The following is a 25,262-nucleotide window of genomic DNA, read 5'->3' on the forward strand; positions in this document are numbered from 1 at the left end:
ACGACGAGGCCACCCAGATACAACACCCGCCGTGACTAGAGTTTCGGGTGTGCAGATCCGTGACGGGTCAGCGAGCACCGCGCTGCTGACCGACCAGTACGAACTGACCATGCTCGCCGCCGCGCTCGCCGACGGTTCGGCGCAGCGGCGGTGCACCTTCGAGGTGTTCGCCAGACGCTTGCCGCACGGCCGCCGCTACGGCGTCGTCGCGGGCACCGGGCGGCTGCTCGAGGCCCTCACCCGCTTCCGGTTCGGCGCCGAGGAGCTGGCGATCGCCGAGAAATTCCTGGACCCGGCCACCGTCGACTGGTTGCGCGAGTATCGCTTCACCGGCGATATCGACGGCTACGCCGAGGGCGAGCTGTACTTCCCCGGTTCACCGATCCTCTCCGTGCGCGGCAGCTTCGCCGAATGCGTGGTGCTCGAGACGCTGGTCCTGTCGATCTTCAACCACGACAGCGCCATCGCCTCGGCCGCCGCCCGCATGGTGAGCGCCGCGGCCGGGCGCCGGATGATCGAGATGGGTTCGCGGCGCACCCACGAATTGGCCGCGCCGTCGAGTTCGCGAGCGGCCTACCTGGCCGGCTTCGACGCGACCTCCAACCTCGAGGCGGTGCGCAGCTTCGGTGTGCCGGGCGCGGGCACCAGCGCGCACGCCTTCACCCTGCTGCACAGCGGCGCCGACGGCGAACACGAGGCGGCCGCCTTCCGCAGCCAGGTGGAGGCGCTCGGCATCGGGACGACGCTGCTGGTCGACACCTTCGACATCACCCGTGGCGTCGCCACCGCCATCGAGGTGGCCGGGCCCGAACTGGGTGGTGTTCGGATCGATTCCGGCGAGCTGGGTGTGCTGGCCCGCCAGGTGCGCGACCAGCTCGACGCGCTCGGCGCCACCGGCACCCGCATCGTCGTCTCCGGTGATCTCGACGAGTACGCCATCGCCGCTTTGCGCGCCGAACCGGTCGACGTGTACGGCGTCGGCACCTCCCTGGTCACCGGTTCCGGTGCGCCGACGGCGGGCATGGTGTTCAAGCTCGTGGAGGTCGACGGGATCCCGGTCGCCAAACGCAGCAGCCACAAGGAGTCGCGCGGCGGGGCGAAGAAGGCGGTGCGGCTGGCGCGGGCCACCGGGACCATCGTCGAGGAGATCGTCTACCCGGCCGCGGGAGAAGCGCCCTCCACCAACGGTTTCCAGGTGCGTGAGCTCCAGGTTCCGTTGGTGCGCGGCGGTGAGACGGTCGACGGCGTCGCGACGCTGACACGCAGCCGGGAGCTGGTCGCGCAGGGCCTGGTGAGCCTGCCGTGGGAGGGCCTCAAGCTCTCCGACGGCGAGCCCGCCATCCCCACGACCTTCCTCGGCTGAGCAGAGGAAAATGGTTGACAGGAATTGATCGGGAGGACGCTGATGCGCGGTTTGGTCATCGTTGATGTGCAGAACGACTTCTGCGAAGGAGGATCGCTGGCGGTGCGCGGCGGCGCTGCGGTCGCGGCGGCCATCAGCGCGCACGTCGCCGGGAAGAAGTACGACGCGGTGGTGGCGACCAGGGACTGGCACGTCGACCCGGGCGCCCACTTCTCCGACACCCCCGACTACATCGATTCCTGGCCGCCGCACTGTGTGGTCGGCACGCCCGGCGCCGATTTCCACCCCGCCCTCGACACCGGCCCGATCGAAGAGGTCTTCTCGAAAGGCGAATACACCGCCGCCTATTCGGGTTTCGAAGGCGCGTCGGCCGACGGCATCACCCTCGCCGACTGGTTGCGCGCCCGCGACATCGACCACGTCGACGTGGTCGGCATCGCCACCGACCACTGCGTGCGCGCCACCGCCCTGGACGCCCGCACCGCCGGTTTCGACACCACGATCCTGCTCGGCCTCACCGCGGGCGTCTCCCCGGAGACCACCGCTGCCGCCCTCACCACCCTGCGCGACGCCGGTGTCGAACTGGCCGGTGAGGTGCCCGTCTGAGCCGCCACGGCCAGGCAGACCACCCGACGCACTCGGCGCCGCACCGCACGGGTTGGTCGTGGCGGCAGGTCGGTGCCCACGCCTGCCACGACTACCCTGCTCGCATGGATTACCGCTTCCCGGCGCAGGCGCGCGACAGGCTGACCCAGGCATTGGCCGAGGTCGACAGCATTCACGACGCCGCCGACATCGTCTTCTGGGCCAACCCGGCCGCCGACGATCTGCACCGCACCGGGATCGGCGCCTTCGGCGAGTTGCCGCCCGCCTTCGCCCACCTGCTGGCCTTGACGAGCCTGCACACCACGGTCCTGGATTCCGGTTTCAGCACCTACCTGCGCACCCGTCGCACCGAACTCCCCTGGGCCACAAGAGCATTGCGTGCAGCGGGCATGCCACGCCTGGCCGCCGCCGCGATCCTCGCCGCCCGCGACACCTCCCCCCACTCCCCCGACGACCCCCTCGACCGCTTCTTCGACGACGAACACCGCACCCTGGCAGAACCCGACCAGATCCGCCGCCCCACCGGCGACCGCGCCGACGACCCCGACGAGATCTACGACATCAACGAACCAGAAGACTTCGAACAACGAGTCCTCACATACATCCGCACCAACCTGAACGACTTCGTCCAGGAACCGTGACGCCCGAGAACACCCCCAATCCGCCATGACCGCATTCCCAATTCCGCACGACCCGACCTCGAGGAGGGTCCGCCGCGAAGCGGCGCAGCGGCCCGGCCGCGCGAACAGCGCTCGAAGCGCACGCGCGAAGCGCAAGTCTCGAGCGCTGTTCGCGCGGCCCCCCAGGGGCCGCGCTCGAGCGCGCCAGCGCTCCAAAAACACAGCCAGCACCCCTGTGGGCGCAATACCAAGAGATCCTGGCGCGACAGACCGGTCAGTTCCGCCGGCGATGCCCGCCCGAACGACGCGCCCGACGCGCGAACCAGCGCCCGTCGACGCGGTCCAACGCGATCGACTGACTGAACGCCTTGCTGAGATTGTCGGCCGTGAGCACGTCCTCGAGCAGCCCCTGACCGACCACCTCACCCTCCTTGAGCAGCAGCGCATGAGTGAACCCCGGCGGGATCTCCTCGACGTGGTGCGTGACCAGGACCATGGCAGGCGCGTCGGGATCGGCGGCCAGGTCGCCGAGGCGCTCGACGAGTTCCTCGCGCCCGCCGAGGTCCAGACCCGCGGCCGGTTCGTCGAGCAGGAGCAGTTCCGGATCGGTCATCAGGGCACGGGCGATGAGCACCCGCTTGCGTTCGCCCTCGGAGAGGGTGCCGTAGGTGCGGTCGGAAAGGTGTTCGGCGCCAAGGGTTTCCAGCATGTCGACGGCGCGTTCGGTGTCGATGTCGTCGTAGCGCTCGCGCCAGCGGCCGAGCACCGCGTACCCGGCCGACACCACCAGGTCGCTGACCTTCTCGTCGACGGGGATGCGGCTGGCCACCGCCGCCGAGGACAGGCCGATGCGTGGGCGTAATTCGGTGACGTCGACGCGACCGAGGGTCTCGCCCAACAGGTTCGCCGTCCCGGCGGTCGGATGGACCTCGGCGGCAGCCATTCTCAGCAGTGAGGTCTTACCGGCACCGTTGGGGCCGAGGACCACCCAGCGTTCGTCGAGTTCGACCTGCCAGGTGACCGGGCCGACGAGCGTTCGGCCCGAGCGGCGGATGGTGACGTCGGAGAAGTCGATGAGCAGATCTGGATCGGGTTGCGACACGCGCTCCATCTTGGCCCACGGGAGCCCTCAGCGGAACGACCGGCCCGGGTGGGATTCGTCGGTTCGGTGCCGCGCCGCTTCGCGCGACGCGCCGAGGTCGCTGCGCAGCATCCGGGCGGCGAGGAACGACACCGGCACCGCGAGTGCGACCCAGACGATCAGGATCACGGCGATTGTCGTCATCATGGCGGAACCTCCGTGTGTCTGTCGCTGCGGACGGGTATCCGATAGGTCTTACCCACACAATGCTGCCGGTACACCCGGACATCGCGACGACGCGCGCGAACCGCAACGACAGCCGTCCGATTCGCTCGCGCGTGTCGGCCGTCTCACGGCACGGCGATCACCGTCATCGAGCCCGGGGCCACCTCGGTGAAGCCCGCGTCACGCACGGCGACAGCACGTCCCGCCGATACCCGCGCGACGAGTTCGGACCATTGCCGCGGGTCGGCATCGCGCACGGCGCAACGGAATTCGCGTTCGGCCCAGGCGGCGGCCGTTTCGACCGGCATGGCACCGGCCAGCAGCATGCTCGCGTGTCCCACCTGCGCGGCCGCCTTGCCCACCGACATCCGCAGCGCGCTGTTCACCCACAGCACGGGCAGGTCGGGGTCGGGTGGGCCCGGTTCGTCGTGTTCGAGGTCGGTTCCGCCGATCTGGAGTTTGCGGATGCGCTGGTCGATCGCGCCGACGGGGCCGGGGACGAGTGCCCGCGCCTGCGCACCGTCGATGTCGACGGTCACGCCGTCGACATCGTTGGCCGCCACCCATTGCGCTCCGCGCGCCCGGCGGGCCACCTTCCTGATCCGCGAGCGTTTCCACGCCAGGTATCGCGTCTCCCATTCGCCGCCCGGCCCGGAACGCGGGTCGAGACACACCGCGACCGCGGCGGCGGCAGCGGCGGCGAGTAGCGCACTGCGCGCGGGTGGTTCGGCCTTGGGGATGTGCAGCACCATCTGCATCGCCTGCACCATGGCCGGGTCGTCGGGATCACCGGTGCCGCCGTAACCCTGCGCCAATTCCGCATGCCGCACGGCGAATTCGGCCGCTTCGTCGCGGACCTCCACCTCGGTATCCCCACCGCTCAGTTCCGCGCTACCCACACCACACCCGATTCGATCGACACCCACACGTGCGAACCAGCGTAGCGAGCCGTGCGCGCTAGGAGACCTCGACCGTCACCAGGAAGGTGCTCTCCGGCCGGACCGGCGGCTCCTCGAGCTGCCCGTAGGTGAACTCGACCGTCGTCGTCCCCTTGGCGACCGCACGCAACGGCCACACCGTCGTCCGGCCCTCGGCCACGGGTTCCTCGGCGACCAGGATGCCCTCGTCGAGATTCACCGGCTCCCATTCCTGGTCCGAGTCGGGCGCCTGGGGCAGCCGGACCCGCAGTTCCTGACCCACATCGAGGGTCACCGTTCGACCGGCGGCCGACTGGTCGACGGTGACCGCCGGCTTCGCGACCGCCGGAGCGGTGCTCGGCAGGGTGAGCGTCGTCGATCCGATGCTGTCGGGGATCGGTTCGTCGTCGCCGCAGCCGGTGAGCAGACCGGCCACGGCGAGCGGGACGAGCAGGAATTTGCGCACGGACTCTCCCAACGCCGAAGTTCTTTCTGCGCTGGGATTACCCGCCGTGCCCGGAACTAACGGCCGAGCAGCGGAACTCGGCGGACCCCGCCGTCGCGGGCGTCGGCCGCCTCCACCTCGTCACGCGTCACACCGAGGATGAACAGCACCGCGTCCAGGTACGGGTGCGACAGCGCCGTATCGGCCACCTCGCGCAGCGCGGGCTTGGCGTTGAACGCCACACCGAGTCCGGCCGCGTTGAGCATGTCGATGTCGTTGGCGCCGTCGCCCACGGCGACGGTCTGCTCCATCGGCACGCCCGCGTCGGCGGCGAACTTGCGCAGCGCGGTCGCCTTGAACGCGCGGTCGACGATCTCACCGGTCACCCGCCCGGTGAGCTTGCCGTCGATGATCTCGAGGGTGTTCGCCTGTACGAAGTCGAGTTCCAGCTCGTGCGCGAGCGGCTCGATGACCTGCCGGAACCCGCCGGAGACCACGCCACAGCGGAACCCGAGCCTGCGCAGCGTGCGGATGGTGGTGCGCGCGCCCGGGGTGAGTTCGATGCGGTCGGCGACCTCCTCGATCACCGATTCGTCGAGCCCCTCGAGGGTGGCCACGCGCTGACGCAGCGATTCGGCGAAGTCGAGTTCACCGCGCATCGCGGCCTCGGTGACCTCGCGAACCTGCTCCTCGACGCCCGCGTGCGCGGCGAGCATCTCGATGACCTCGCCCTGGATGAGGGTGGAGTCCACGTCGAACACGATGAGCCGCTTGGCGCGCCGGGCCAGGCCCGCGCGTTCCACGGCGATGTCGACCTGTTCGGCGACGGCCACATCGGCCAGCGCGGTGCGCAGTCGTGCATCGGTGTCGGCGCCGGAGTCGGCCGCCGACACCATCAGCTCCATCCCGGTGACCGGGTAGTCGGCGATGCCACGGATGGTGTCGATATTGGCACCGAGCCCGGCGAGCAGCCGCGAGATGGCGCTGAAGGCGTGCGCGGTGACCGGCGAACCGAGTACGACGACGGCGTGGGTCGACATCGGCGGCTTGCCGATCTGCGCGTCGACCGACACGTCGACCTGCATGCCGACGGTATTCATCGCCTCTTCGAGCTCGTCCTGCAGCGCCTCGGGGTCGTTCGGGCACGAGACCAGCACGCCGAGGGTGAGCCTGCCCCGGATGACCACCTGCTCCACGTCCAGCAGGCTCACCTGATGCCGCGACAGCGCCGCCAGCAGCACCGAGGTGACGCCGGGTCGGTCGGGGCCGGTGACGGTCACGAGAACTGTGGTGTCGGCCAAGTCGATCTGCTCCGTTCGTTTACCCACAAAAAGAGTGTGCACCCGCTGGTCACCCAGCAGGTGCACACCCTGGTCGTTCGGTGGTTCCTTGCTACTTGGTCAGCACGGGCTCGTCGTGGTGGGCATTGTGCTTGCCCGAGCCCCAACCCACGTGCGCCTCGCGCTTCATGCGCTCGATCATGTGCGGGTAGTGCAGTTCGAACGCCGGGCGCTCCGAGCGGATGCGCGGCAGCTCGTAGAAGTTGTGGCGCGGCGGCGGGCAGGTGGTTGCCCACTCGAGCGAGTTGCCGTAACCCCACGGGTCGTCCACGGTGACGACCTCACCGTAGCGGTAGCTCTTGAAGGTGTTCCACACGAACGGCAGCATCGAGGCGCCGAGGATGAACGCGCCGATGGTGGAGATGGTGTTCAGCGTGGTGAAGCCGTCGCTGGGCAGGTAGTCGGCGTAGCGACGCGGCATACCCTCGGCGCCAAGCCAGTGCTGCACCAGGAAGGTGGTGTGGAAGCCGATGAAGGTGGCCCAGAAGTGCCACTTGGCCAGACGCTCGTCCATCATGCGGCCGGTCATCTTCGGGAACCAGAAGTAGATACCGGCGAAGGTGGCGAACACGATGGTGCCGAAGAGCACGTAGTGGAAGTGCGCGACGACGAAGTACGAGTCGGTGACGTGGAAGTCCAGCGGCGGCGAGGCGAGGATGACGCCCGACAGACCACCGAAGAGGAAGGTCACCAGGAAGCCGATCGACCACAGCATCGGTGATTCGAACGTCAGCTGACCGCGCCACATGGTGCCGATCCAGTTGAAGAACTTCACACCGGTCGGGACCGCGATGAGGAAGGTCATGAACGAGAAGTACGGCAGCAGCACGGCGCCGGTGGCGTACATGTGGTGCGCCCACACGGCGATGGACAGCGCGGCGATACCGAGGGTCGCGTAGACCAGCGTGGTGTAACCGAAGATCGGCTTACGGCTGAAGACCGGGAAGATCTCGGACACGATGCCGAAGAACGGCAGCGCGATGATGTACACCTCGGGGTGGCCGAAGAACCAGAACAGGTGCTGGTAGAGCAGGATGCCGCCGGTGGCCGGGTCGTAGATGTGGCCGCCCAGGTGGCGGTCGTAGGCCAGGCCGAACAGGGCCGCGGTGAGCAGCGGGAACGCCAGCAGCACGAGGACCGAGGTGACCGCGATGTTCCAGGTGAAGATCGGCATGCGGAACATGGTCATGCCGGGCGCGCGCAGGCAGACCACGGTGGTGAGCATGTTGACGCCACCGAGGATGGTGCCGAGACCGGACACGGCCAAGCCCAGGATCCACAGGTCGGTGCCGACACCGGGCGAGTGCAGGATGTCGGTGAGCGGCACGTACGCCGTCCAGCCGAAGTCCGCGGCGCCACCGGGGGTCACGAAGCCCGCGGTCGCCATCGAGGCGCCGAACAGGTACAGCCAGTAGCTGAACGCGTTCAGACGCGGGAAGGCGACGTCGGGGGCGCCGATCTGCAGCGGCAGGATGATGTTGGCGAAGCCGAACACGATCGCGGTCGCGTAGAACAGCAGCATGATCGTGCCGTGCATGGTGAACAACTGGTTGAACTGTTCCGGCGACAGGAACTGCAGACCCGGACGGGCGAGCTCGCCACGCATGAGCAGCGCCATGAGGCCGCCGATCATGAAGAAGCTGATCGCCGTCACCAGGTACATGGTGCCGAGCACCTTGGGGTCGGTGGTGGTGACCGCCTTGTAGAGGAACGAGCCCTTCGGCCCGGTCCGAGCCGGATACGGTCGAGTCGCTTCCAACTGAGGGACTGGCCTGGGCTCTACCGCAGTCACTGATCCTCCTGAAGATGCCTGTACGTCACTCGCAGAGCCGACCGCGCCTCGTACAAGGGCAGCAGACATGCGTTGAAGTGATCGTAAACCGTGCGGCCGCAGCATTCCGCGCGGGTCCTACTCTGTGTCGTATTCAGCGCGCCGTAGGCGCCGCTCGCCATCTTCCTCCGCAGGTCGCGCGGGTGCAACGGTTGGCGGGGACAACCTTTCGGGTTCCGGCGCGTCTCGTGCGCGGCCGATCCGGTTCACCCACCTTGGGGTGGTATTCGATCCCCCTCGGAGTGCGTGCCCCACCGCTGGGGTCGCTGTCGGCGAGGTCCCTGGGCGACGAGATTGGAGGTGTACCGAAAACACCGCTGACAAGCCCTCGAGGGGAACACGATGAGCACCTTGGTCACCGCACCCGCCGACAACGTCATCCAGCTGCCGCGCCGCTCGAGCGCACCGATCGCCGACGGCCGACTCGCCGACGCCGACCTGGACCGCTGGGCGAACCGCCTGGCCCGGCTCCTGCTCGGCCGTGGCGCGGGCGCGGGCGACCGGATCGCCCTCGCGGTCGATCCACGGGTGGAGGCCGTCGTCGCCGAGGCCGCGGTGCGCAAGATCGGCGCCGTCCCGGTGAGTGCCGAGGAGCAGTCGGACACGGGTTTCGGGATCACCACCAGGTCTCGCCGCGGCGAACTCTCCGACACCGTCGACTGGCTGGTGCTCGACGATCGGTCGACCCTGCGGCGCTATCTGGTGAGCTCGGACGCCCCGCTGTCCGGCATCGATCTGCGCGCGGTCTCCTGAACCCATTCCGGTCTGGTCCCCACAGGTTCAGAATGGAACCCAGAGCGCAGTACCAAGCGGTCGGGGACACCGGGCTCCACATATGAAAACGCAGGTCAGCTCATGATCCAGCCTTCTTCGCGAGCGTCCGACACCGCGCCCGAAGATCCTTTCCCCCTGTCCGCCGCCCAGCGGGGCATCTGGTTCGCCCAGCACATCGCGGGCGACACCCCCATCTCCATCGCCCAGTACGTCGAACTCAGCGGCGCGATCGACCACGCGCTGCTGACCGCGGCCGTGCGGCGCACCGGTCGCGAGTTCGGCACCGGTTTCGTTCGCCTGGTCGACATCGACGGACAACCCCATCAACTCGTCGACCCGACCCTGGACGCCGACATCGCCGAACTGGATCTGCGCGGCGAGCCCGACCCGGAAGCGGCCGCGCACGCGTGGATGCGCGCCGAGTACTCCGCGCCGCTGGACATGACGCATGACCGTCTGGTCCGCCTGGCGATGCTGCGGATCGCCGAGGATCGCTGGTTCTGGTACTCGCGGATGCATCACATCGTGCTCGACGGGATGGGCGCGCTGGCGCTGGTCCAGCGCACCGGCGAGCTGTACAACGCTGCCTTCGAGGGCCGTGAGCCCCCGCCGGCCAAGGCCGAGCCGTTGCAGCGGATCGTCGAGGCCGACCTGGCCTACCGGAGCTCGGACCGCTTCGCGGCCGACCGTGAGTACTGGCGCTCCCATCTGGCCGATCTGCCGGACCCGGTCACTCTCGCCGGTCGGGCCGCCGAGGTCGACAGCCATCCCACCCGGGTCGCGGGCGCGCTGCCCGCCGAGACCAGCGCTCTGCTGGATTCGGTCGCCGCGGAGATCAATTCGGGCGTCGCCCCGACGGTGGTGGCCGCCTTCGGTGCCTATCTCGCGGCGATGACCGGTGCTCCCGAGGTCGTGCTGAGCCTGCCGGTGTCCGCGCGGACCTCCGCGACGCTGCGCCGCTCGGGCGGCATGCTGGCCAATGTCGTCCCGCTGCGGGTCGCTCTCGACCCGACCACCACGGTGGGTGCCGCGATCCTCGCCGTGCAGAGCGAGCTCACCGGGGCGCTGCGACGGCAGCGGTACCGCCAAGAGGACATCATCCGCGATCTCGGCTGGTCGATGGACGAGGCGGTGTCGTTCGGTCCGGCGGTGAACCTGATGATGGTGGACACCAAGATCGCGCTCGGCCCGGTCGTCGGTCGCCTGCACGTGCTCACCTCCGGACTGATCGATGACCTGTTCGTCAACCTGTATCCGGGGACGGGCGGAGACAGCACCCATATCGATCTCCAGGGCAACGGCAACCTCTACAGTCCCGCGGAGCTGGCCGCGCATCACGACCGTTTCCTGCGGTTCCTGCATCGTTTCCTCGCCGCGGGCCCCGAGGCGCCGCTGTCGTCGGTCCACGTGCTCGCCGATGCCGAGCAGGCCGTGTCGGTGCCCGCGCGCGGTGCTGCCGGGGTCGAGCAGCGCACCCTGCCCGAGATCCTCGCCGCGGGCGCCGCGATCGATCCCGACGCGGTGGCGCTGCGCTGGGGCGTTGACGACACGATGACCTACCGCGAGGTCGACGACTACACGAATCGGCTGGCCCGCGTGCTCATCGCGGCCGGTGCCAGACCGGAACACGGTGTGGCGCTGTCGATTCCACGCTCGGCCGAATCGGTGCTCGCCACGATCGCGGTCGCCAAGTCCGGTGCTCCCTTCGTCCCGATCGACCCGACCTACCCGGACGACCGGATCGAGCACATGCTCGACGACAGCGCGGTGGTCACCGGCCTGACGGTGACCCAGGCGCGAAAGTCCCTGCCCGACAAGGTCGACTGGCTCTGCCTCGACGACGAAGCGAGCGCCGGCCGCGTTGCCGAGCAGGAGGCCACCCCGATCACCGACGCCGACCGGACCGCCTCGATCCACCCCGATCAGGTCGCCTACGTCATCTACACCTCGGGCTCGACCGGATTGCCCAAGGGCGTGCTCGTCTCGCATCGCGGGCTGGCGAATCTCGCCGCCGGATCGGGTGCGGGCTTCGGTGTCGATGCGGGTTCGGTTGTCGCGCACGCCGTTTCCCCGAGTTTCGACATCTCGGTGGAGGAGATCCTGGTGACGCTGGCGGCCGGGGCCACCCTCGCTGTGGTGCCGCCGTCGGCCTACGCGGGCGAGGACATGGCGCAGGTCTTGCGCGCGCACCGCGTGACGCATCTGAACGTGACCCCGGCGGTCGTCGGCTCCCTCGATCCGGCGACGCTGCCCGACCTGGGCACCATCGTGGTCGGCGGTGACGCCTGCCCGCCCGAGCTGGTGTCGAAGTGGGCCGGGTGCAAGCTGCTCAACGGGTACGGCCCGACCGAGACGACGGTCACCGCCACGCTGAGCGAACCGCTGAGTCCGGGCGGCCCGGTCACCATCGGTGGCCTCGCCCGTGGGGTGAACGGGCTGGTACTCGATCCGTGGCTGCGGCCGGTCGCACCGGGCACCGTGGGCGAGCTGTACCTGTCGGGTCCCGGAGTGGCGCGCGGTTATCACCGGCGCAGCGGGCTGACCGCGAGCCGCTTCGTCGCCGATCCGTATGCGCCGGGAGCCCGCATGTACCGCACGGGCGATCTGGTGCGCTGGACCGCCGATGACGGCCGGTTCACGCTGGAATACCAGGGCCGCAGTGACTTCCAGGTGAAGGTGCGTGGGTACCGGATCGAACTCGGTGAGATCGACGCAGCGCTGCAACGGCTGCCCGCCGTCGATTTCGCCATCACCCTCGGTGTCGAGACACCGTCCGGTGCGACCGCTCTGGCTTCCTACATCACTGTCGAAACCGGTGCCGATGCCCATCCCGAGGCCGTGAAAGCCGCTGTCGGCGAGACGCTTCCGGCGTACATGGTGCCCGCCTCGGTGATCGTGCTCGACCGGGTTCCGCTCACGCCGCTCGGCAAGGTGGACCGCAAGGCCCTGCCCGCACCGGATTTCGGCGCCCGCGTCGTCGCGAGCAGAGCGCCGTCCACACCGCGTGAGGAAGTCCTCGCCGCCCTGTTCGCCGAGGTGCTCGGGGTAGACACGGTCGGGGTGGACGACAGCTTCTTCGCCCTCGGTGGTGACAGCATCGTGTCCATTCAGCTGGTCTCGCGGGCGAAGGCGGCGGGGATCGCGTTCAGCGCCCGCGACGTGTTCGAACGCAAGACCGTGGCCGCGCTGGCCGCGATCGCGGGCGACACCGAGGCCACCGTGGTGCACGAGCTGCCCGGCGGCGGTGTCGGCGCGGTGGAGCTCACACCCATCGTGCACGCCATGATCGAGCACGGTGAGCCGTGGGGTCGCTACGGTCAAGCCGTCCTGATCGGTCTGCCCGACGGCACCCGCCGCGAGACGCTCGTCGCGGCGCTCGGGGTGCTGCTCGATCATCACGATCTGCTGCGCAGCTCGTTGCGCGACGGGGGATGGGTTGTCGCCGAGGCAGGTTCGATCGACGCCGACAGTCTCGTCGAGGTGACGCGGTCTGATTCCGACGATGTTGTCGACCGCGCGTTGCAGGACGCGGCGGACCTGCTCGATCCCGCCGTCGGCGTGGTGGTGCGATGCGTGCTGATCGAACGCGCGGATGCGTCCCCGCTGTGCTGGCTCGTGCTGCACCACCTGGTCACCGACGGTGTGTCCTGGCGAATCCTGCTGCCCGACTTGGCGATCGCCGCAGCCGGTGGCACGCCCGCTCCGGTCGGGACCTCGTTCCGGCGGTGGGCACACGGCCAGGCGGAACAGGCGGCGCTACGTGCCGGTGAGCTGCCCGTCTGGCAGCGGATCGCGGCCACCCCCGATCCGGCGTTCGGCCGCGACACCTTCGATCCGGCCCGCGATGTGGTCGCCACCATGGCGCAGCTGCGATCGACCGTCCCCGCCGAGGTCGCGCACGCGGTGCTCACCACCGTTGCCGAGCGATTCCATTGCGGCGCGGACGATGTGCTGCTCGCCGCGCTCGCCATGGCGGTATGCCGCTGGCGTGCGCGCACGGGCACCCTGCTGACCCTGGAAGGGCACGGCCGCAGCGAATCCCTGCTGCCCGGTGCCGATATCGGCCGCACCGTCGGCTGGTTCACCACCGTCTACCCCGTCGCGATCGACCTCGCGGGCATCGACCTGGACGACGCGTTCGCGGGCGGCGGCTCGGCGGGCTCGGTCGTCAAGGCGACCAAGGAGCAGTTGCGCGCTGTTCCCGACCGGGGCGTCGGCTACGGACTGCTGCGGTACCTGAACAGCGAGACGGCACCGGCCCTGGCGGACGCGCCGGTGCCCCAGCTCAGCTTCAACTATCTGGGCCGGGCGGTCACCGGCGAGGGCCCCTGGCTGCCGCGCCGCTTCGCCGCGACCAACGACGATCGCGCGCCCCTGGCCGCCGTCGTGGATGTCAACGCCGTGCTCACCGATGCTGAGCTGGAGGTCACCTGGGCATACGCGGGCAGGCTGCTCGACGAGGCCGACGTGCGGGTACTGAGCGAACTGTGGGCACAGGCGCTCGACGCGCTGGTCCACCATGCGCGCACCGATGGGGCAGGCGGGCGCACACCGTCGGACTTCGCACTCGTCACGGTCGATCAGTCCCAGATCGACAGCTGGGAGGCGACCTACCCGAATCTCGCCGATGTGTGGCCGCTGTCGCCGCTGCAGTACGGGCTGCTGTTCCACGCGCTCTACGACTCCGACACCGCCGACGGTTACACCGTCCAGTCCCTGCTCACCCTGGCGGGCACCGTCGACAGCTCCCGCCTGCGCCGCGCGGCCCAGGCCTTGGTCGACCGGCACGAGAACCTGCGGGCGGCGTTCGTCGAAACCGCCGACGGGCCACGTCAACTCGTCCTCGCCGATGCCGAGATCCAGTGGCACGAAGTCGATCTCACCGACATCGCCGAGGAGCAGCGGGCGCGCGAGTGCGACCGGGTGGTCGAACTGGACGCGCTCACCCGCTTCGACCTCAGCCGTCCCCCACTGCTGCGGTTCACCCTGATCACGACGGCACCCGACACGTACCGCCTCGTGATGACCAACCACCACCTGGTGCTGGACGGCTGGTCGACGCCCCTGCTGGTCCGGGAACTGCTCGCCCTCTACGTCACCGCGGGCGACACGTCACCGCTGCCACCCCCTCGGTCCTACCGCGAATTCCTGTCCTGGCTCGCGGAGCGCGACGCCCAGGAATCGCTCGACGCGTGGACGCGGTCGCTGGCCGGGATCGACACCCCGACGCGCGCGGTCCCCACCCTGGCCGGGATCGAGTCGACCGAAACCGCGATGATCTCGCACGACCTGCCACGGACCACCGTCGCCACCCTCGAATCCGCCGCCCGCGCCGCCGGTGCCACGGTGAACACCCTCGTCCAGACGAGCTGGGCGCTGGTGCTGGCCATGCTCACCGGCCGCACCGATGTGGTGTTCGGCAGCACCGTGTCCGGTCGGCCGCCGGAGCTGCCCGGCGTCGAGGAGATGGTCGGCCTGTTCATCAACACGCTTCCGGTGCGGGTGACGCTCGACCCCGGTGAGCGCGTCACCGATCTCCTGGCGCGGGTGCAGGCCGAGCAGGCGCGCCTGATGGACCATCAGCACGTCGGGCTGGCGGAGATCCATCGCGCTGTCGGCCTGGCCGAATTGTTCGACACACTCACGGTTTTCGAGTCCTATCCGATCGACCGGGCCGCATTGTCGCAGGCCCTCGACATCGCCGGGATGCGTGTACTCGATGTGGAGGGCACCGACGCCACGCCGTACCCGCTGAACCTCATGGTGATTCCGTTGCGCGGCGAGGACGACGCGGGCGACACCTTGCGCATCACCGTCAAGTTCATGGCCGATCAGCTCGAATACAGTGCGGCACAGTCTCTTCTGGATCGGTTTATTCGGCTCCTCGGTGCGCTCGCCGAGAATCCGGATATCCCGGTGGCCCGCCTGCAACAGTGCGACGACGACGAAAGAGCTTTGCTGGCACCGGTATACGGTTCCCCCCCGCTGCCGATGCGCACCCTGCCCGAGGTACTGACGGCGGGCGCCCGCATCGACCCCGCCGCGATCGCGGTCAGTTCGGGCGACCTGCGGATGACCTACGGTGAACTCGACGCCTGGTCGAACCGGTTCGCGCGGGTCCTGCTCGGCCGGGGCATCGGACCCGAGGTGTTCGTCGTGCTCGCCCTGACCCGATCCCTGGAATCGGTGGTGGCGGTGTGGGCGCTGGCCAAGACGGGCGCGGCGTTCGTCCCGCTCGATCCCAGTTACCCGGTGGAGCGGATCGAGCACATGCTCGCCGATTCCGAGGCGCCCATCGGTGTCACCGTCACCGAGACCGGCGAGACCCTGCCGGGATCCATCGACTGGCTGCTGCTCGACGACCTGAACACCTTGCGCCGGGCCATGCTGGTGTCCGACGCGCCGATCACCGATGCCGAACGCGGCGGCCCCATCGACATCGACCACACCGCCTACCTGATCTACACCTCCGGATCGACCGGCAAACCGAAGGCGGTCCTGCTCAGCCATCGCGGCCTCGCCAATCTCGTTGCCGCCCAGCGCGAAACGCTCGCTCTCGACCCGTCGGCGAGCGCGTTGCAGGTGGCCTCCCCCAGTTTCGACGCGTCGGTCTTCGAAATGCTCACCGCGCACGCGGCGGGTGGACGGCTCGTGGTGTCCCCGCCGGAGGTGTACGGCGGCAGCGAGCTGGAGACGTTGCTGCGCACCGAACGCGTCACCCATGCGGTGATCACCCCGTCGGCTTTGGCCACGATGGAACCCACCGATCTCACCGACCTGCGGGTACTCGCGGTGGCGGGCGAAGCGGCCACACCCGAGCTCATCGAGAAGTGGGCCGCGGGCCGGCGCATGGTGAACCTGTACGGACCGACCGAGTTCAGTATCTGGGCGACCGGTCCCGCCGAACTCGTGGCCGGTGCACCGGTCACGATCGGTGGGCCGATTCGCGGTGCGGCGGTGGTGGTGCTCGACAGCTGGTTGCGGCCGGTCCCGGTCGGTATCGCCGGTGAGCTGTACCTGTCGGGCCCCGCGCTGGCCCGCGGCTACTTCAACCGCTTCGAGATGACCGCCGGTCGCTTCGTCGCCGACCCGTTCGGCGCACCCGGCGACCGCATGTACCGGACCGGTGACATGGTGCGCTGGGTGACCGACGCGGACGGCCGGCTCACCCTGGAGTACCTGGGCCGCAGCGACTTCCAGGTGAAGATCCGCGGTCTGCGCATCGAGCTCGGCGAGATCGACGCGGTGCTCTCGCGCGACGAGGAAGTCGACTACGCGGTCACCATCGGGCGCGAAGGACCGGCGGGCGCGACCGTGCTCGTGTCCTATGTGCTGCCGGTCCCACACGTCGAACTCGACACCGAGCGGTTGCGGGCACGCGTCGCGGCGGAACTGCCCGGTTACATGGTGCCTGCGTATGTTGTCGTGCTCGACGACATTCCGCTCACACCGGTCGGCAAGCTGGACCGCAAAGCCCTTCCGGTACCGGACTTCTCGGCGGCCCGGCAGGCGTATCTGGCGCCGCGCACGCCCGTCGAACAGGCCGTCGCCGAAGTTTTCGCCGAGGTGCTCGGCAACGAGCGGGTGAGCGTCGATCAGTCGTTCTTCGAGCTCGGCGGCAATTCGCTGAGCGCGACCAAGGTGGTGGCGCGGGTCAATGCGGCGCTCGGTTCGACCATCGCCCTGCGCGATCTGTTCGACGCGCCGACGGTGGCGCAGCTGTCGGCGCGGGTGGTGCCCGCCGCCGAGGGCAGCCGAGGACGTCCCGCGCTCGCGCCACGGGTGCGCCCGGATCGCCTTCCGCTGTCCCCGGCCCAGCAGCGCATGTGGGTGCTCAACCAGCTCGATCCGGCCTCCTCTGCCTACAACATCGCGATCGCGCTCCGCCTCACCGGAACCCTGGACGTCGCGGCCATGCGCGCGGCCCTCATCGACGTGATCGACCGTCAGGAAAGCCTGCGCACCCGCTACCCCGCCGACGCCGAGGGCCCACGTCAGGTCGTCGTCGGTATCGACACCGCCACGCCGGTGATGCCGCTCATCGAGACCGAAGACGGTGCCGCACTGCGTGATCGGATCAACGAGCTGACAGGCACCGGGTTCGACCTCACCCGTGAGGCGCCCCTGCGCGTCGGGCTGTTCGCGGTGCAACAGCACCCTTCTGCTCACCGGCGGCGCGCTGGAGCTGACCGTCGGCCTGCCTCTGCCGAGCGCTCGGGCACCGAAACCGCCGAGGGTGTGACCGACCACGTCCTGGTTCTCGTGGTGCACCACATCAGCGCCGACGGCGCGTCGATGGCGCCCTTGGCCGCCGATCTGGTCGCCGCGTATTCGGCGCGGGTCGCGGGCGAGGCACCGTCACGGCCGCCGCTCGCGGTGCAGTACGCGGACTTCGCGCTCTGGCATCGCGAACTACTCGGCTCCCCCTCGGACCCGGAAGCTATTGCCGCCCAGCAGGTTCAGTATTGGCGTGCAATGCTCGCCGGTGCACCGGACGCCCTGGAACTCCCCTCGGACCGGCCACGACCGGCCGTGCAGACGATGCGCAGCGACGACGTGGACTTCGGCATCGACGAGCAGACACACCGCGCGCTGATCGACTTCGCCGCCGCCCACAATGTGAGCGTCTTCATGGTGGTGCACGCGGCGCTGGCGGTCCTGCTGGCCCGGCTCGGCGGCACCGACGACGTGGTCATCGGCACCCCGATCGCCGGCCGGGGCGAGGAGGCCCTCGACGACCTGGTCGGGATGTTCGTGAACACCCTCGCCCTGCGCACACCGGTCGACCCCGGCACCGATTTCCGGCAGCTGCTCGCCGCCGTCCGCGCCACCGATCTCGACGCGTTCGCCCATGCCGACGTGCCGTTCGAGCAACTCGTCCAAGCGCTCGACCCCACCCGGTCCACCGCGCATCACCCGCTGTTCCAGGTGTCGCTGTCGCTGCAGAACTTCGTGGAGCCGGTTCTCGAGCTGCCCGGCCTGCGCTTCGAGGTCGAGGATTTCGACCGGCGCTCCTCGGCCTTCGACCTCACCCTCGACCTGCGCGAACGCTTCACCGACGCCGGTGCGGCGGGCATCGACGGCGTCCTCACCTACGCGACCGACCTGTTCGACCCCGCCACCGTCGTCTCTTTCGCCGACCGCTGGAAGCAGGTACTCACCACAGTCCTCACTTCCCCCGACACCCGCCTGTCCGACATCGACCTCCTCGCCGAATCCGAACGCGCCGAACTGGTTCCGGTGCTCGGGCCAGCCACCGCCGGAACGACCACCCTTGCCCAGCTGCTCACCACCACAGCGACCACCTTCCCCGACCGTGCCGCCTTGGTCGCCGGCACCGGCGGCACGACGACCTACCGCACCCTCGATGCCCGCTCGAACCAGCTGGCACGGCTGCTCATCGCGGCGGGCGCGCGCACGGAGACCGTTGTCGCCCTCGGCCTTCCCCGCTGCCCCGAGCTGCACCTCGGCATCTGGGCCGCGGCGAAGGCGGGCGCCGCGTTCCTGCCGGTCGATCCGAAGCATCCGGCCGACCGCATCGAGCACATGCTCACCGATTCCGGTGCGCGCGTAGGGATCACCCTCGCCGAATACCGACCCGCGCTGTCGGACGCCACCCGCTGGCTGATCCTCGACGACCCGGACTTCGCCGCGCGCCTGGACGACGCCGACGACAGCGCGCTCGAAGACCTCCCGGCGCCGATCAGGGTCGAGAACCCGGCCTGGATGATCTACACCTCCGGGTCGACCGGCACCCCGAAGGGCGTCACCGTCACCCACCGTGGCCTGGCCGATCTGGTCACCTCCCAGCGCGCCGATCTGCGGCTGGACGAGCACGCCCGCGTCTTGCAGGTCGCCTCACCGAGTTTCGACGCCTCGATCTTCGAGGCACTGATGGCCTTCGGCTGCGGCGCCGCCTCCGTCATCGCCCCGCCGGACGTGTTCGGCGGCGCACCCCTGGCCGGACTCATCGCGGCCGAGGGTGTGACCCACATGGTGATCACCCCCTCGGCACTGTCCACCATCGATCCCGGCGGGGTGTCGAGTGTGCGGGTCCTCGCGGTGGCAGGCGAAGCGGTCGGTCCCGACCTGGTCGCGCGGTGGTGCGGTGGCACCGACGGGCGGACGATGGTCAATCTGTACGGTCCGACCGAATACACCATCTGGGCAACGGGTTCCGGTCCCCTGTCGGCGACGGAGCCGGTCACCATCGGCACTCCGGTGCGTGGTGCGGCGGCTCTCGTCCTCGACGACCGGCTGAGCCCGGTACCGGTCGGTGTCGCGGGTGAGCTCTACCTCGCGGGCACCGCACTGGCGCGCGGCTACCACGCCCGGCCGGGGCTGACGGCGGCCAGGTTCGTGGCCGACCCGTTCGGCGCGCCCGGTGACCTGCTCTATCGCACCGGCGATCTGGTGCGCTGGACCCGTGGGGTGTCCGGTCTCGCCCTGCAGTATCTGGGCCGCACCGACTTCCAGGTGAAAGTGCGTGGTCAGCGCATCGAACTCGGCGAGATCGATGCGGTTCTCAGCGGCATCGACGGGGTGGAAGTCGCTGTGACACTGGGTGTTCCCGGTCCCACCGGAGCCACCGCGCTCGCCGCCTACCTGGTGCGCGTGCCCGGCACCGAGCTGGACGTCGACCGCGTCCGCGCTCTGGCGGCCGACACCCTGCCCGCGTACATGGTGCCCACCGCCTTCGTCGTCCTGGACGAGATCCCGGTCAACGCAGTCGGCAAACTCGACCGAAAGGCGCTGCCCGCACCGATTTTCGTCACCGATGAAGCACCGTACCGGGCGCCGGAGACCCCGACCGAGAAGGTGCTGGCCGAGGTGTACGCCGAGCTGCTCGGCCGCGATCAGGTGGGTGTCGACGATTCCTTCTTCGCGCTCGGCGGCGACAGCATCCTCGCGATCCAGCTGGTGACCCAGGCCAAACTGCGCGGTGTGCACTGCACGCCCCTGCAGGTGTTCGAACACCGCACGGTTGCCGCGCTCGGCGCCGCGATCGACGCCGCCGACACCGTCGAAGCGCTCGCCGAACTGCCCGGCGGCGGCACCGGCGACCTCCCGCTGACCCCGATCGTGCGGTACATGGTCGAACGCGGCGGGAACTTCGACCGGTTCGCCCAGACGGCGGTCCTCGAACTGCCCGTCGGCATCGACCGCGCCGCGCTCGTCACCACGCTCACGGCCGTCATCGACCGGCACGACATGCTCCGATCGCGGCTGTGGGCGAGCGCGGACGGGTGGCGGCTGCGGGTCGCCGAACCGGGGTCGGTGAACGTCGACGCACTAGTGCACCGCACCGTGTTCGACTCCGCCGCCGACCCGGTCGACCTGCGGGAATTCGCGCAGACCGAACTCGACACCGCGATGAACCGGCTGCGTCCCGCCGATGGTGTCGTGCTGCAATTCGTGTGGCTCGACCCCATCGGTGACGCCGGTTCGCACACCCGGCCCGGTCGACTGATCGTGGTGGCCCATCATCTCGCGATCGACAGCGTGTCGTGGCGAATCCTGGTGCAGGACTTGATCGGCGCCTGGGCGCAGGTCGATGCGGGCGCCACGCCGGTGCTCCCCGAGGTCGGCACCTCGATGCGGCGCTGGTCGCACGCCCTCACCGAGCAGGCGAATTCCGAACGGCGCGAATCCGAACTCGACTACTGGCGACAGGTGGTGAACGGTCCCGACCCGCTGCTCGGCACACGACACCTCGATCCGGCGATCGATCAGGCACGCACCGTGCGCCGTTTCGGCATCGAGGTCGACGAGGACACCACAGCGGCCCTGCTCACCACCCTGCCCCGGCTGTTCCAGGGGACGGTCACCGACGCGCTGCTGGCCACCCTCGCACTGGCCCTGGTGCGGTGGCGCCTGCGCCGCGGCGTCACCGAACGTTCGGCGCTGCTGCGGCTGGAAGGCCACGGCAGGCAGGAGGAGATCGTGCCGGGCGCCGACCTGTCACGAACCATCGGCTGGTTCACCACCCTGTACCCGGTCCGTCTCGATCTCGCCGGCGTCGATGTCGACGAGGCGTTCGCGGGCGGTCCCGCAATGGGTACGGCCATCCGGGCGGTGAAGCACGATCTGCTGTCGGTACCGGACAAAGGCATCGGCTTCGGGATGCTGCGCTACCTGAATCCAACGGCAGCGCAACAACTCCCGACCCGTCTTCCCGGCCAGATCTGCCTGAACTACCTGGGCAGGCACACCTCCGTCGATACCCCCGCGGGTCTCGAAGGACTCGGCTGGCTGCCCACCGACGCGCTCGGCGACCTGGACGCACCCGAGCACCAGGGCGTGCCGATCATGTCGGCCGTCGACATCAACGCGATGGTCACGGGCGAACGCCTGCACGCCGAATTCGGCTACGCCGCGGAACTACTGGCCGAGGCAGACGTCACCGAGCTCGCCGACCTGTGGGCCGAGGCACTGCGCGCGGCCGCACATTTCGCCGAAACACCCGCCGCCCGAACCGCTTCGGCCGACGAAGCCGCCGCGATGACCGCCCGCACCGCACCCACCAAGGCAGGACCGGCTGGCCTCGGCCTCGACGTCCTGCTGCCGATCCGACCCGGCGGTGACCGCCCCGCCCTGTTCTGCGTCCACTCCTCCTCCGGAATGTCGTGGAGCTACCTGGGATTGGCCGAGCAGCTACGCCCGGGACGACCGATCTACGGGCTGCAAGCGCCCGACCTCAGCGGCCGGGAACCATCGGCTCGGTCCATCGAGGAATTCGCCCGCCGCTACGTGCGCGAGATCCGCGCCGTCCAGCCGACCGGCCCGTATCACCTGCTCGGCTGGTCCTTCGGCGGCCTCATCGCCCACGCCATGGCGGTCGAATTGGCTACGGCGGGTGAGCGAGTCGGGGTGGTCGCGCTCCTGGACACCGACACCGCCGACATCGACGGTGACACCATCGAACGCCTTTCACCCGGTGCGTTCATCAACACCTTCGGGGCGATCTTCGGCATCGACGACGTCCCCGCCACCTCGACGGCCGAGGAGGCGGCCGACCTCATCACCGCCCGGCTCGGCGGCGTCGAACTCATCGATGCCGCGACCATCGAGCGGATGGCGGGCTCCTACAACGCCTCCGCGGGGACAAGAACCGGCTACCGGCGCCCCGTCTACCAGGGCGATGTCCTGTACTTCAGCGCCACCGTCGACCCCGCCGAATGGATGGGACCCGACGGCTGGCGGCCCTACGTGACCGGCGACATCGTCAACCACGACGTCGACGTGTCCCACGACGACCTGACCAACCCCTACGCACTGTCGGTCATCGCGCCGGTGCTCGACGACCACATGGAAGCAGGAGACCGGATATGAGTGTCGAACACACTGCCGTACAGAGCCCTCCGCGCACCGGCACCGGTGGCGTCGTCGTCGAGGGGATCGAGAAATCCTTCGGGGAGGTGCGCGCCCTGCGCGGCATCGACTTCGAGGCCGCGCCGGGGCAGGTGCTCGGCATCCTCGGCCCCAACGGCGCGGGCAAGACGACCATGGTGAACATCCTGTCCACCCTCGTCATGCCCGACCGCGGCCGGGCGACGGTCGCCGGCCACGATGTCGTCGCCGACCCGGCCGCGGTGCGCAAACGGATCATGCTCACCGGCCAGTACGCCGCGCTCGACGACATGCTCAGCGGCTACGAGAACCTGGTGATGTTCGGCAGGCTGATGGGTCTGCGCAAACCTGCCGCCCGCGCCCGGGCGACCGAGCTCATCGGCGAATTCGACCTCGACCAGGCCGCCGACCGGCGCGTCGGCACCTACTCCGGCGGCATGCGGCGCCGCATCGACATCGCCTGCGGCCTGGTGGTGCGGCCCGACGTGGTGTTCCTCGACGAGCCGACCACCGGTCTCGACCCCCGCAGCAGGCAGGGCGTCTGGGACCTGGTGCGCAGCTTCAAGAACGCGGGTATCACCACCCTGCTCACCACCCAGTACCTGGAGGAGGCCGACGCCCTCAGCGACCGGATCATCGTGATCGACCACGGTGTGGTGATCGCCTCGGGCACCGCCGACGAGCTCAAGCACCGCACCGGCGGCAGCTACTGCGAGATCGTGCCGCTGGATCTGGAGGAACTGCCCGCGATCGTCGCGGCGCTCGGCACCTTGCTCCCCGCCGAGCACCTGGCGGCCCTCACCCCGGAGTCGGACCGCATCACCATCCCCGCCCCCGACGGTGCGAAAACGCTCGCCGAAGCCCTGCGGCGGCTCGACAACGCCGGGCTCGAACTCGTCGACATCGCCCTGCGACGGCCCTCGCTCGACGACGTCTTCCTCCAGCTCACCGGTCACCTCGCCTCGACCGAATCCACCCCGCAGGCGATCTCATGACCGCCACCACCTGGCAGACGCACTGGCGCGCCGCCCCGAACACGCTGCAGCAGTGGTGGGTACTGACCACCCGGCTGATCGTGCCGTCGGTCAAATCCGGTGAGGTGCTCGCCTCGCTGCTGGCACCCGCGGCCTTCACCGCGAGCTTCTACATTCCGCTGAAGACGGTGATGTCGTTCTCCGGCAACGGTTTCAGCAGTTACGCCCAGTACATGATGCCGCTGGTCATCTTGCAGGCGGCGGCGTTCACGGCCATCTCGGCCGCCTTCCGATCGGCCACCGATTCCGTCGCCGGAATCGACCGGCGATTCGCCTCGATGCCACTGCGACCCCTGGTCCCGGTGGCGGCACGCATGTCGGGCAATCTGTTCCGGCTGCTGCTGGCGCTGGCGGCGGCGATCGCGGCAGGCTATGTGATCGGGTTCCGGTTCCGGCTCGACGCCGCCCACACCCTCGGGTTCCTGGCCTTCTCGCTGCTCATCGGCATCGCGTTCACCCTGGGTGCCGATGTGATCGGCACGCTGTCCAAAAGCCCGGAGACCACCTCGCAGGCGCTGATGCTGCCGCCGTTGATCTTCGGCATGCTATCGACGGGCCTGGCACCGGCCGATCAATTCCCCACCTGGGTCCAGTGGTTCGTGCGCAACCAGCCCGTCTCGCAATTCGCGACCGGACTGCGCGCACTCGCCGGTGACACCAAGGCCGACACCGGTGCGGTGAGCTGGTCGCTGATGGGGCCGTCGCTGCTGTGGCTGGCGGCGATCCTGCTGATCTGCGCCCCGGCGGCGATCCGGTTGAGTTCGAGGAGGGCGTGATGACATCGCAGTCGGAGACCTCACCGGTGGCGCTGGTGCGGCAGACGACGATCCAGACCCAGCGGCTGCTGCTGCGCTGGGCCCGCAATCCGATCACCGTGCTCGAGGCGTTGTTCATCCCGTGCCTGCTGCTCGTGATGCTCGACATCGTGGTCGGCGGCCAGATCGAGCGGTTCACCGGGGAGAACGCGCTGTCCAGCTCGGTCCCGATGGTCGCGATCGTCGGCGCTCTGTCCGGTGCCGTGGCGAGCGGAGTACTGCTCGGCCGCGAACGCGACGCCGGGCTGCTCGCCCGATTCTGGGTGCTGCCCGTGCACCGGGCCTCCGGCCTGGCCTCCCGCATCCTCGCCGAGGGCTGCCGCATCCTGCTCGGCACCGTCACCGTGGTGATCGTCGGGCTGCTGCTCGGCTTCCGATTCCAGCAGGGACCGCTGGCGGCGCTCGTCTTCCTGCTGGTCCCGGTCGTTTTCGGGCTGGCCTTCGCCACCATCGTCACCGCCGTGGCCGTCTACACGGCGAAGTCCTCGCTGGTGGAGGGGATCACCATCCTCACCTCGCTGATGATGTTCTTCAGCACCGGGTTCGTTCCGCTGGTCGCCTTTCCCACGTGGATCCAGCCGGTCGTCCGCAATCAGCCGATGTCGGTCGCCGTCGATGCCATGCGTGGCCTCGCCGACCACGGGCCCGTCGCCCGCCCACTGCTGCTCACCCTCGCCTGGTCGGCCGGTGCGATCCTGCTGTTCGCCGTGCCCGCCGCCATCGGCTTCCGACGGGCCAGCCGCCGCTGAGCAGGGCCCGATCGGTTACCGGGCGGGCCTCCGCAGGGTGCGACGGTTGATGGCGATGACTTTTCGCGCTGCGGCGCGTCTTGATTGCAGACGGTGTGCTCGCCTGCGACCG

The 25,262-nt window shown here is 69.4% G+C and carries 14 protein-coding genes; 8 read left to right on the plus strand and 6 right to left on the minus strand.

Annotated features, from left to right (window positions below):
• The first annotated feature begins 31 nt into the window (after nt 1-31).
• From ACWEVR_RS29025 to ACWEVR_RS29035, 3 genes are all read left to right on the plus strand, one after another.
• Nucleotides 32-1,363: a nicotinate phosphoribosyltransferase gene (locus tag ACWEVR_RS29025; protein ID WP_452469528.1), complete on the plus strand. Its 1,332-nt coding sequence runs from the start codon at nt 32-34 to the stop codon at nt 1,361-1,363.
• 42 nt (nt 1,364-1,405) lie between these two features.
• A complete protein-coding gene (locus ACWEVR_RS29030; RefSeq protein WP_452469529.1) occupies nt 1,406-1,969 on the plus strand; it encodes an isochorismatase family protein in 564 nt (187 codons plus the stop codon).
• Nucleotides 1,970-2,073: 104 nt separating this feature from the next.
• Nucleotides 2,074-2,610: a DMP19 family protein gene (locus ACWEVR_RS29035; RefSeq protein WP_452469530.1), complete on the plus strand. Its 537-nt coding sequence runs from the start codon at nt 2,074-2,076 to the stop codon at nt 2,608-2,610.
• Between the two features lie 253 nt (nt 2,611-2,863).
• Here ACWEVR_RS29035 and ACWEVR_RS29040 read toward each other — a convergent pair whose 3' ends face one another.
• The 6 genes from ACWEVR_RS29040 to ctaD all read right to left on the minus strand — a co-directional run bounded on the left by ACWEVR_RS29040 (nt 2,864) and on the right by ctaD (nt 8,389).
• Nucleotides 2,864-3,700 carry an ABC transporter ATP-binding protein gene (locus ACWEVR_RS29040; protein WP_452469531.1) on the minus strand — a complete coding sequence of 279 codons (837 nt, stop codon included), beginning with the start codon at nt 3,698-3,700 and terminating at the stop codon, nt 2,864-2,866.
• An 18-nt stretch (nt 3,701-3,718) separates the two neighbouring features.
• On the minus strand, nt 3,719-3,877 hold the full coding sequence (locus ACWEVR_RS29045) for a hypothetical protein (protein ID WP_157104673.1): 159 nt from the start codon (nt 3,875-3,877) through the stop codon (nt 3,719-3,721).
• Between the two features lie 143 nt (nt 3,878-4,020).
• Nucleotides 4,021-4,794 (minus strand): peptidyl-tRNA hydrolase, encoded by a 774-nt coding sequence (locus ACWEVR_RS29050; protein ID WP_452469532.1) that lies wholly within the window; start codon nt 4,792-4,794, stop codon nt 4,021-4,023.
• 58 nt (nt 4,795-4,852) lie between these two features.
• Nucleotides 4,853-5,278, minus strand: coding sequence for a protease inhibitor I42 family protein (locus ACWEVR_RS29055; RefSeq protein ID WP_452469533.1), 426 nt, complete (start codon nt 5,276-5,278; stop codon nt 4,853-4,855).
• A 56-nt stretch (nt 5,279-5,334) separates the two neighbouring features.
• Nucleotides 5,335-6,564, minus strand: coding sequence for a phosphoserine phosphatase SerB (gene serB / locus ACWEVR_RS29060; RefSeq protein WP_133733910.1), 1,230 nt, complete (start codon nt 6,562-6,564; stop codon nt 5,335-5,337).
• A gap of 85 nt (nt 6,565-6,649) precedes the next feature.
• Entirely contained in the window at nt 6,650-8,389 is a 1,740-nt protein-coding gene (gene ctaD / locus ACWEVR_RS29065) for an aa3-type cytochrome oxidase subunit I (RefSeq protein ID WP_067985436.1), read from the minus strand.
• A 381-nt stretch (nt 8,390-8,770) separates the two neighbouring features.
• Between ctaD and ACWEVR_RS29070 the strand changes: the two genes are divergently transcribed.
• From ACWEVR_RS29070 to ACWEVR_RS29090, 5 genes are all read left to right on the plus strand, one after another.
• Nucleotides 8,771-9,181, plus strand: a complete 411-nt coding sequence (locus ACWEVR_RS29070; protein WP_067637020.1) for an AMP-binding protein — start codon at nt 8,771-8,773, stop codon at nt 9,179-9,181.
• Nucleotides 9,182-9,283: 102 nt separating this feature from the next.
• On the plus strand, nt 9,284-22,534 hold the full coding sequence (locus tag ACWEVR_RS29075) for an amino acid adenylation domain-containing protein (protein WP_452469534.1): 13,251 nt from the start codon (nt 9,284-9,286) through the stop codon (nt 22,532-22,534).
• Complete coding sequence (locus ACWEVR_RS29080; protein WP_452469535.1) at nt 22,531-23,547, plus strand: ATP-binding cassette domain-containing protein; 1,017 nt, start codon at nt 22,531-22,533, stop codon at nt 23,545-23,547. The genes ACWEVR_RS29075 and ACWEVR_RS29080 overlap by 4 nt, the downstream gene beginning before the upstream one ends.
• Nucleotides 23,544-24,362 carry an ABC transporter permease gene (locus ACWEVR_RS29085; protein ID WP_452469536.1) on the plus strand — a complete coding sequence of 273 codons (819 nt, stop codon included), beginning with the start codon at nt 23,544-23,546 and terminating at the stop codon, nt 24,360-24,362. Before ACWEVR_RS29080 ends, ACWEVR_RS29085 begins: the two co-directional genes overlap by 4 nt.
• Complete coding sequence (locus ACWEVR_RS29090; RefSeq protein ID WP_452469537.1) at nt 24,362-25,150, plus strand: ABC transporter permease; 789 nt, start codon at nt 24,362-24,364, stop codon at nt 25,148-25,150. Before ACWEVR_RS29085 ends, ACWEVR_RS29090 begins: the two co-directional genes overlap by 1 nt.
• Nucleotides 25,151-25,262: the final 112 nt, after the last annotated feature.

It is taken from the genome of Nocardia sp. NPDC003979 (genome assembly GCF_053605015.1).

Excerpts from the sequence above, each read along its gene's own strand:
- ACWEVR_RS29030 (WP_452469529.1), top strand. The coding sequence starts at position 1,406 with ATGCGCGGTTTGGTCATCGTTGATGTGCAGAACGACTTCTGCGAAGGA.
- ACWEVR_RS29035 (WP_452469530.1), top strand. The coding sequence starts at position 2,074 with ATGGATTACCGCTTCCCGGCGCAGGCGCGCGACAGGCTGACCCAGGCA.
- ACWEVR_RS29040 (WP_452469531.1), bottom strand. The coding sequence starts at position 3,700 with ATGGAGCGCGTGTCGCAACCCGATCCAGATCTGCTCATCGACTTCTCC.
- ACWEVR_RS29045 (WP_157104673.1), bottom strand. The coding sequence starts at position 3,877 with ATGATGACGACAATCGCCGTGATCCTGATCGTCTGGGTCGCACTCGCG.
- ACWEVR_RS29070 (WP_067637020.1), top strand. The coding sequence starts at position 8,771 with ATGAGCACCTTGGTCACCGCACCCGCCGACAACGTCATCCAGCTGCCG.
- ACWEVR_RS29075 (WP_452469534.1), top strand. The coding sequence starts at position 9,284 with ATGATCCAGCCTTCTTCGCGAGCGTCCGACACCGCGCCCGAAGATCCT.
- ACWEVR_RS29080 (WP_452469535.1), top strand. The coding sequence starts at position 22,531 with ATGAGTGTCGAACACACTGCCGTACAGAGCCCTCCGCGCACCGGCACC.
- ACWEVR_RS29085 (WP_452469536.1), top strand. The coding sequence starts at position 23,544 with ATGACCGCCACCACCTGGCAGACGCACTGGCGCGCCGCCCCGAACACG.
- ACWEVR_RS29090 (WP_452469537.1), top strand. The coding sequence starts at position 24,362 with ATGACATCGCAGTCGGAGACCTCACCGGTGGCGCTGGTGCGGCAGACG.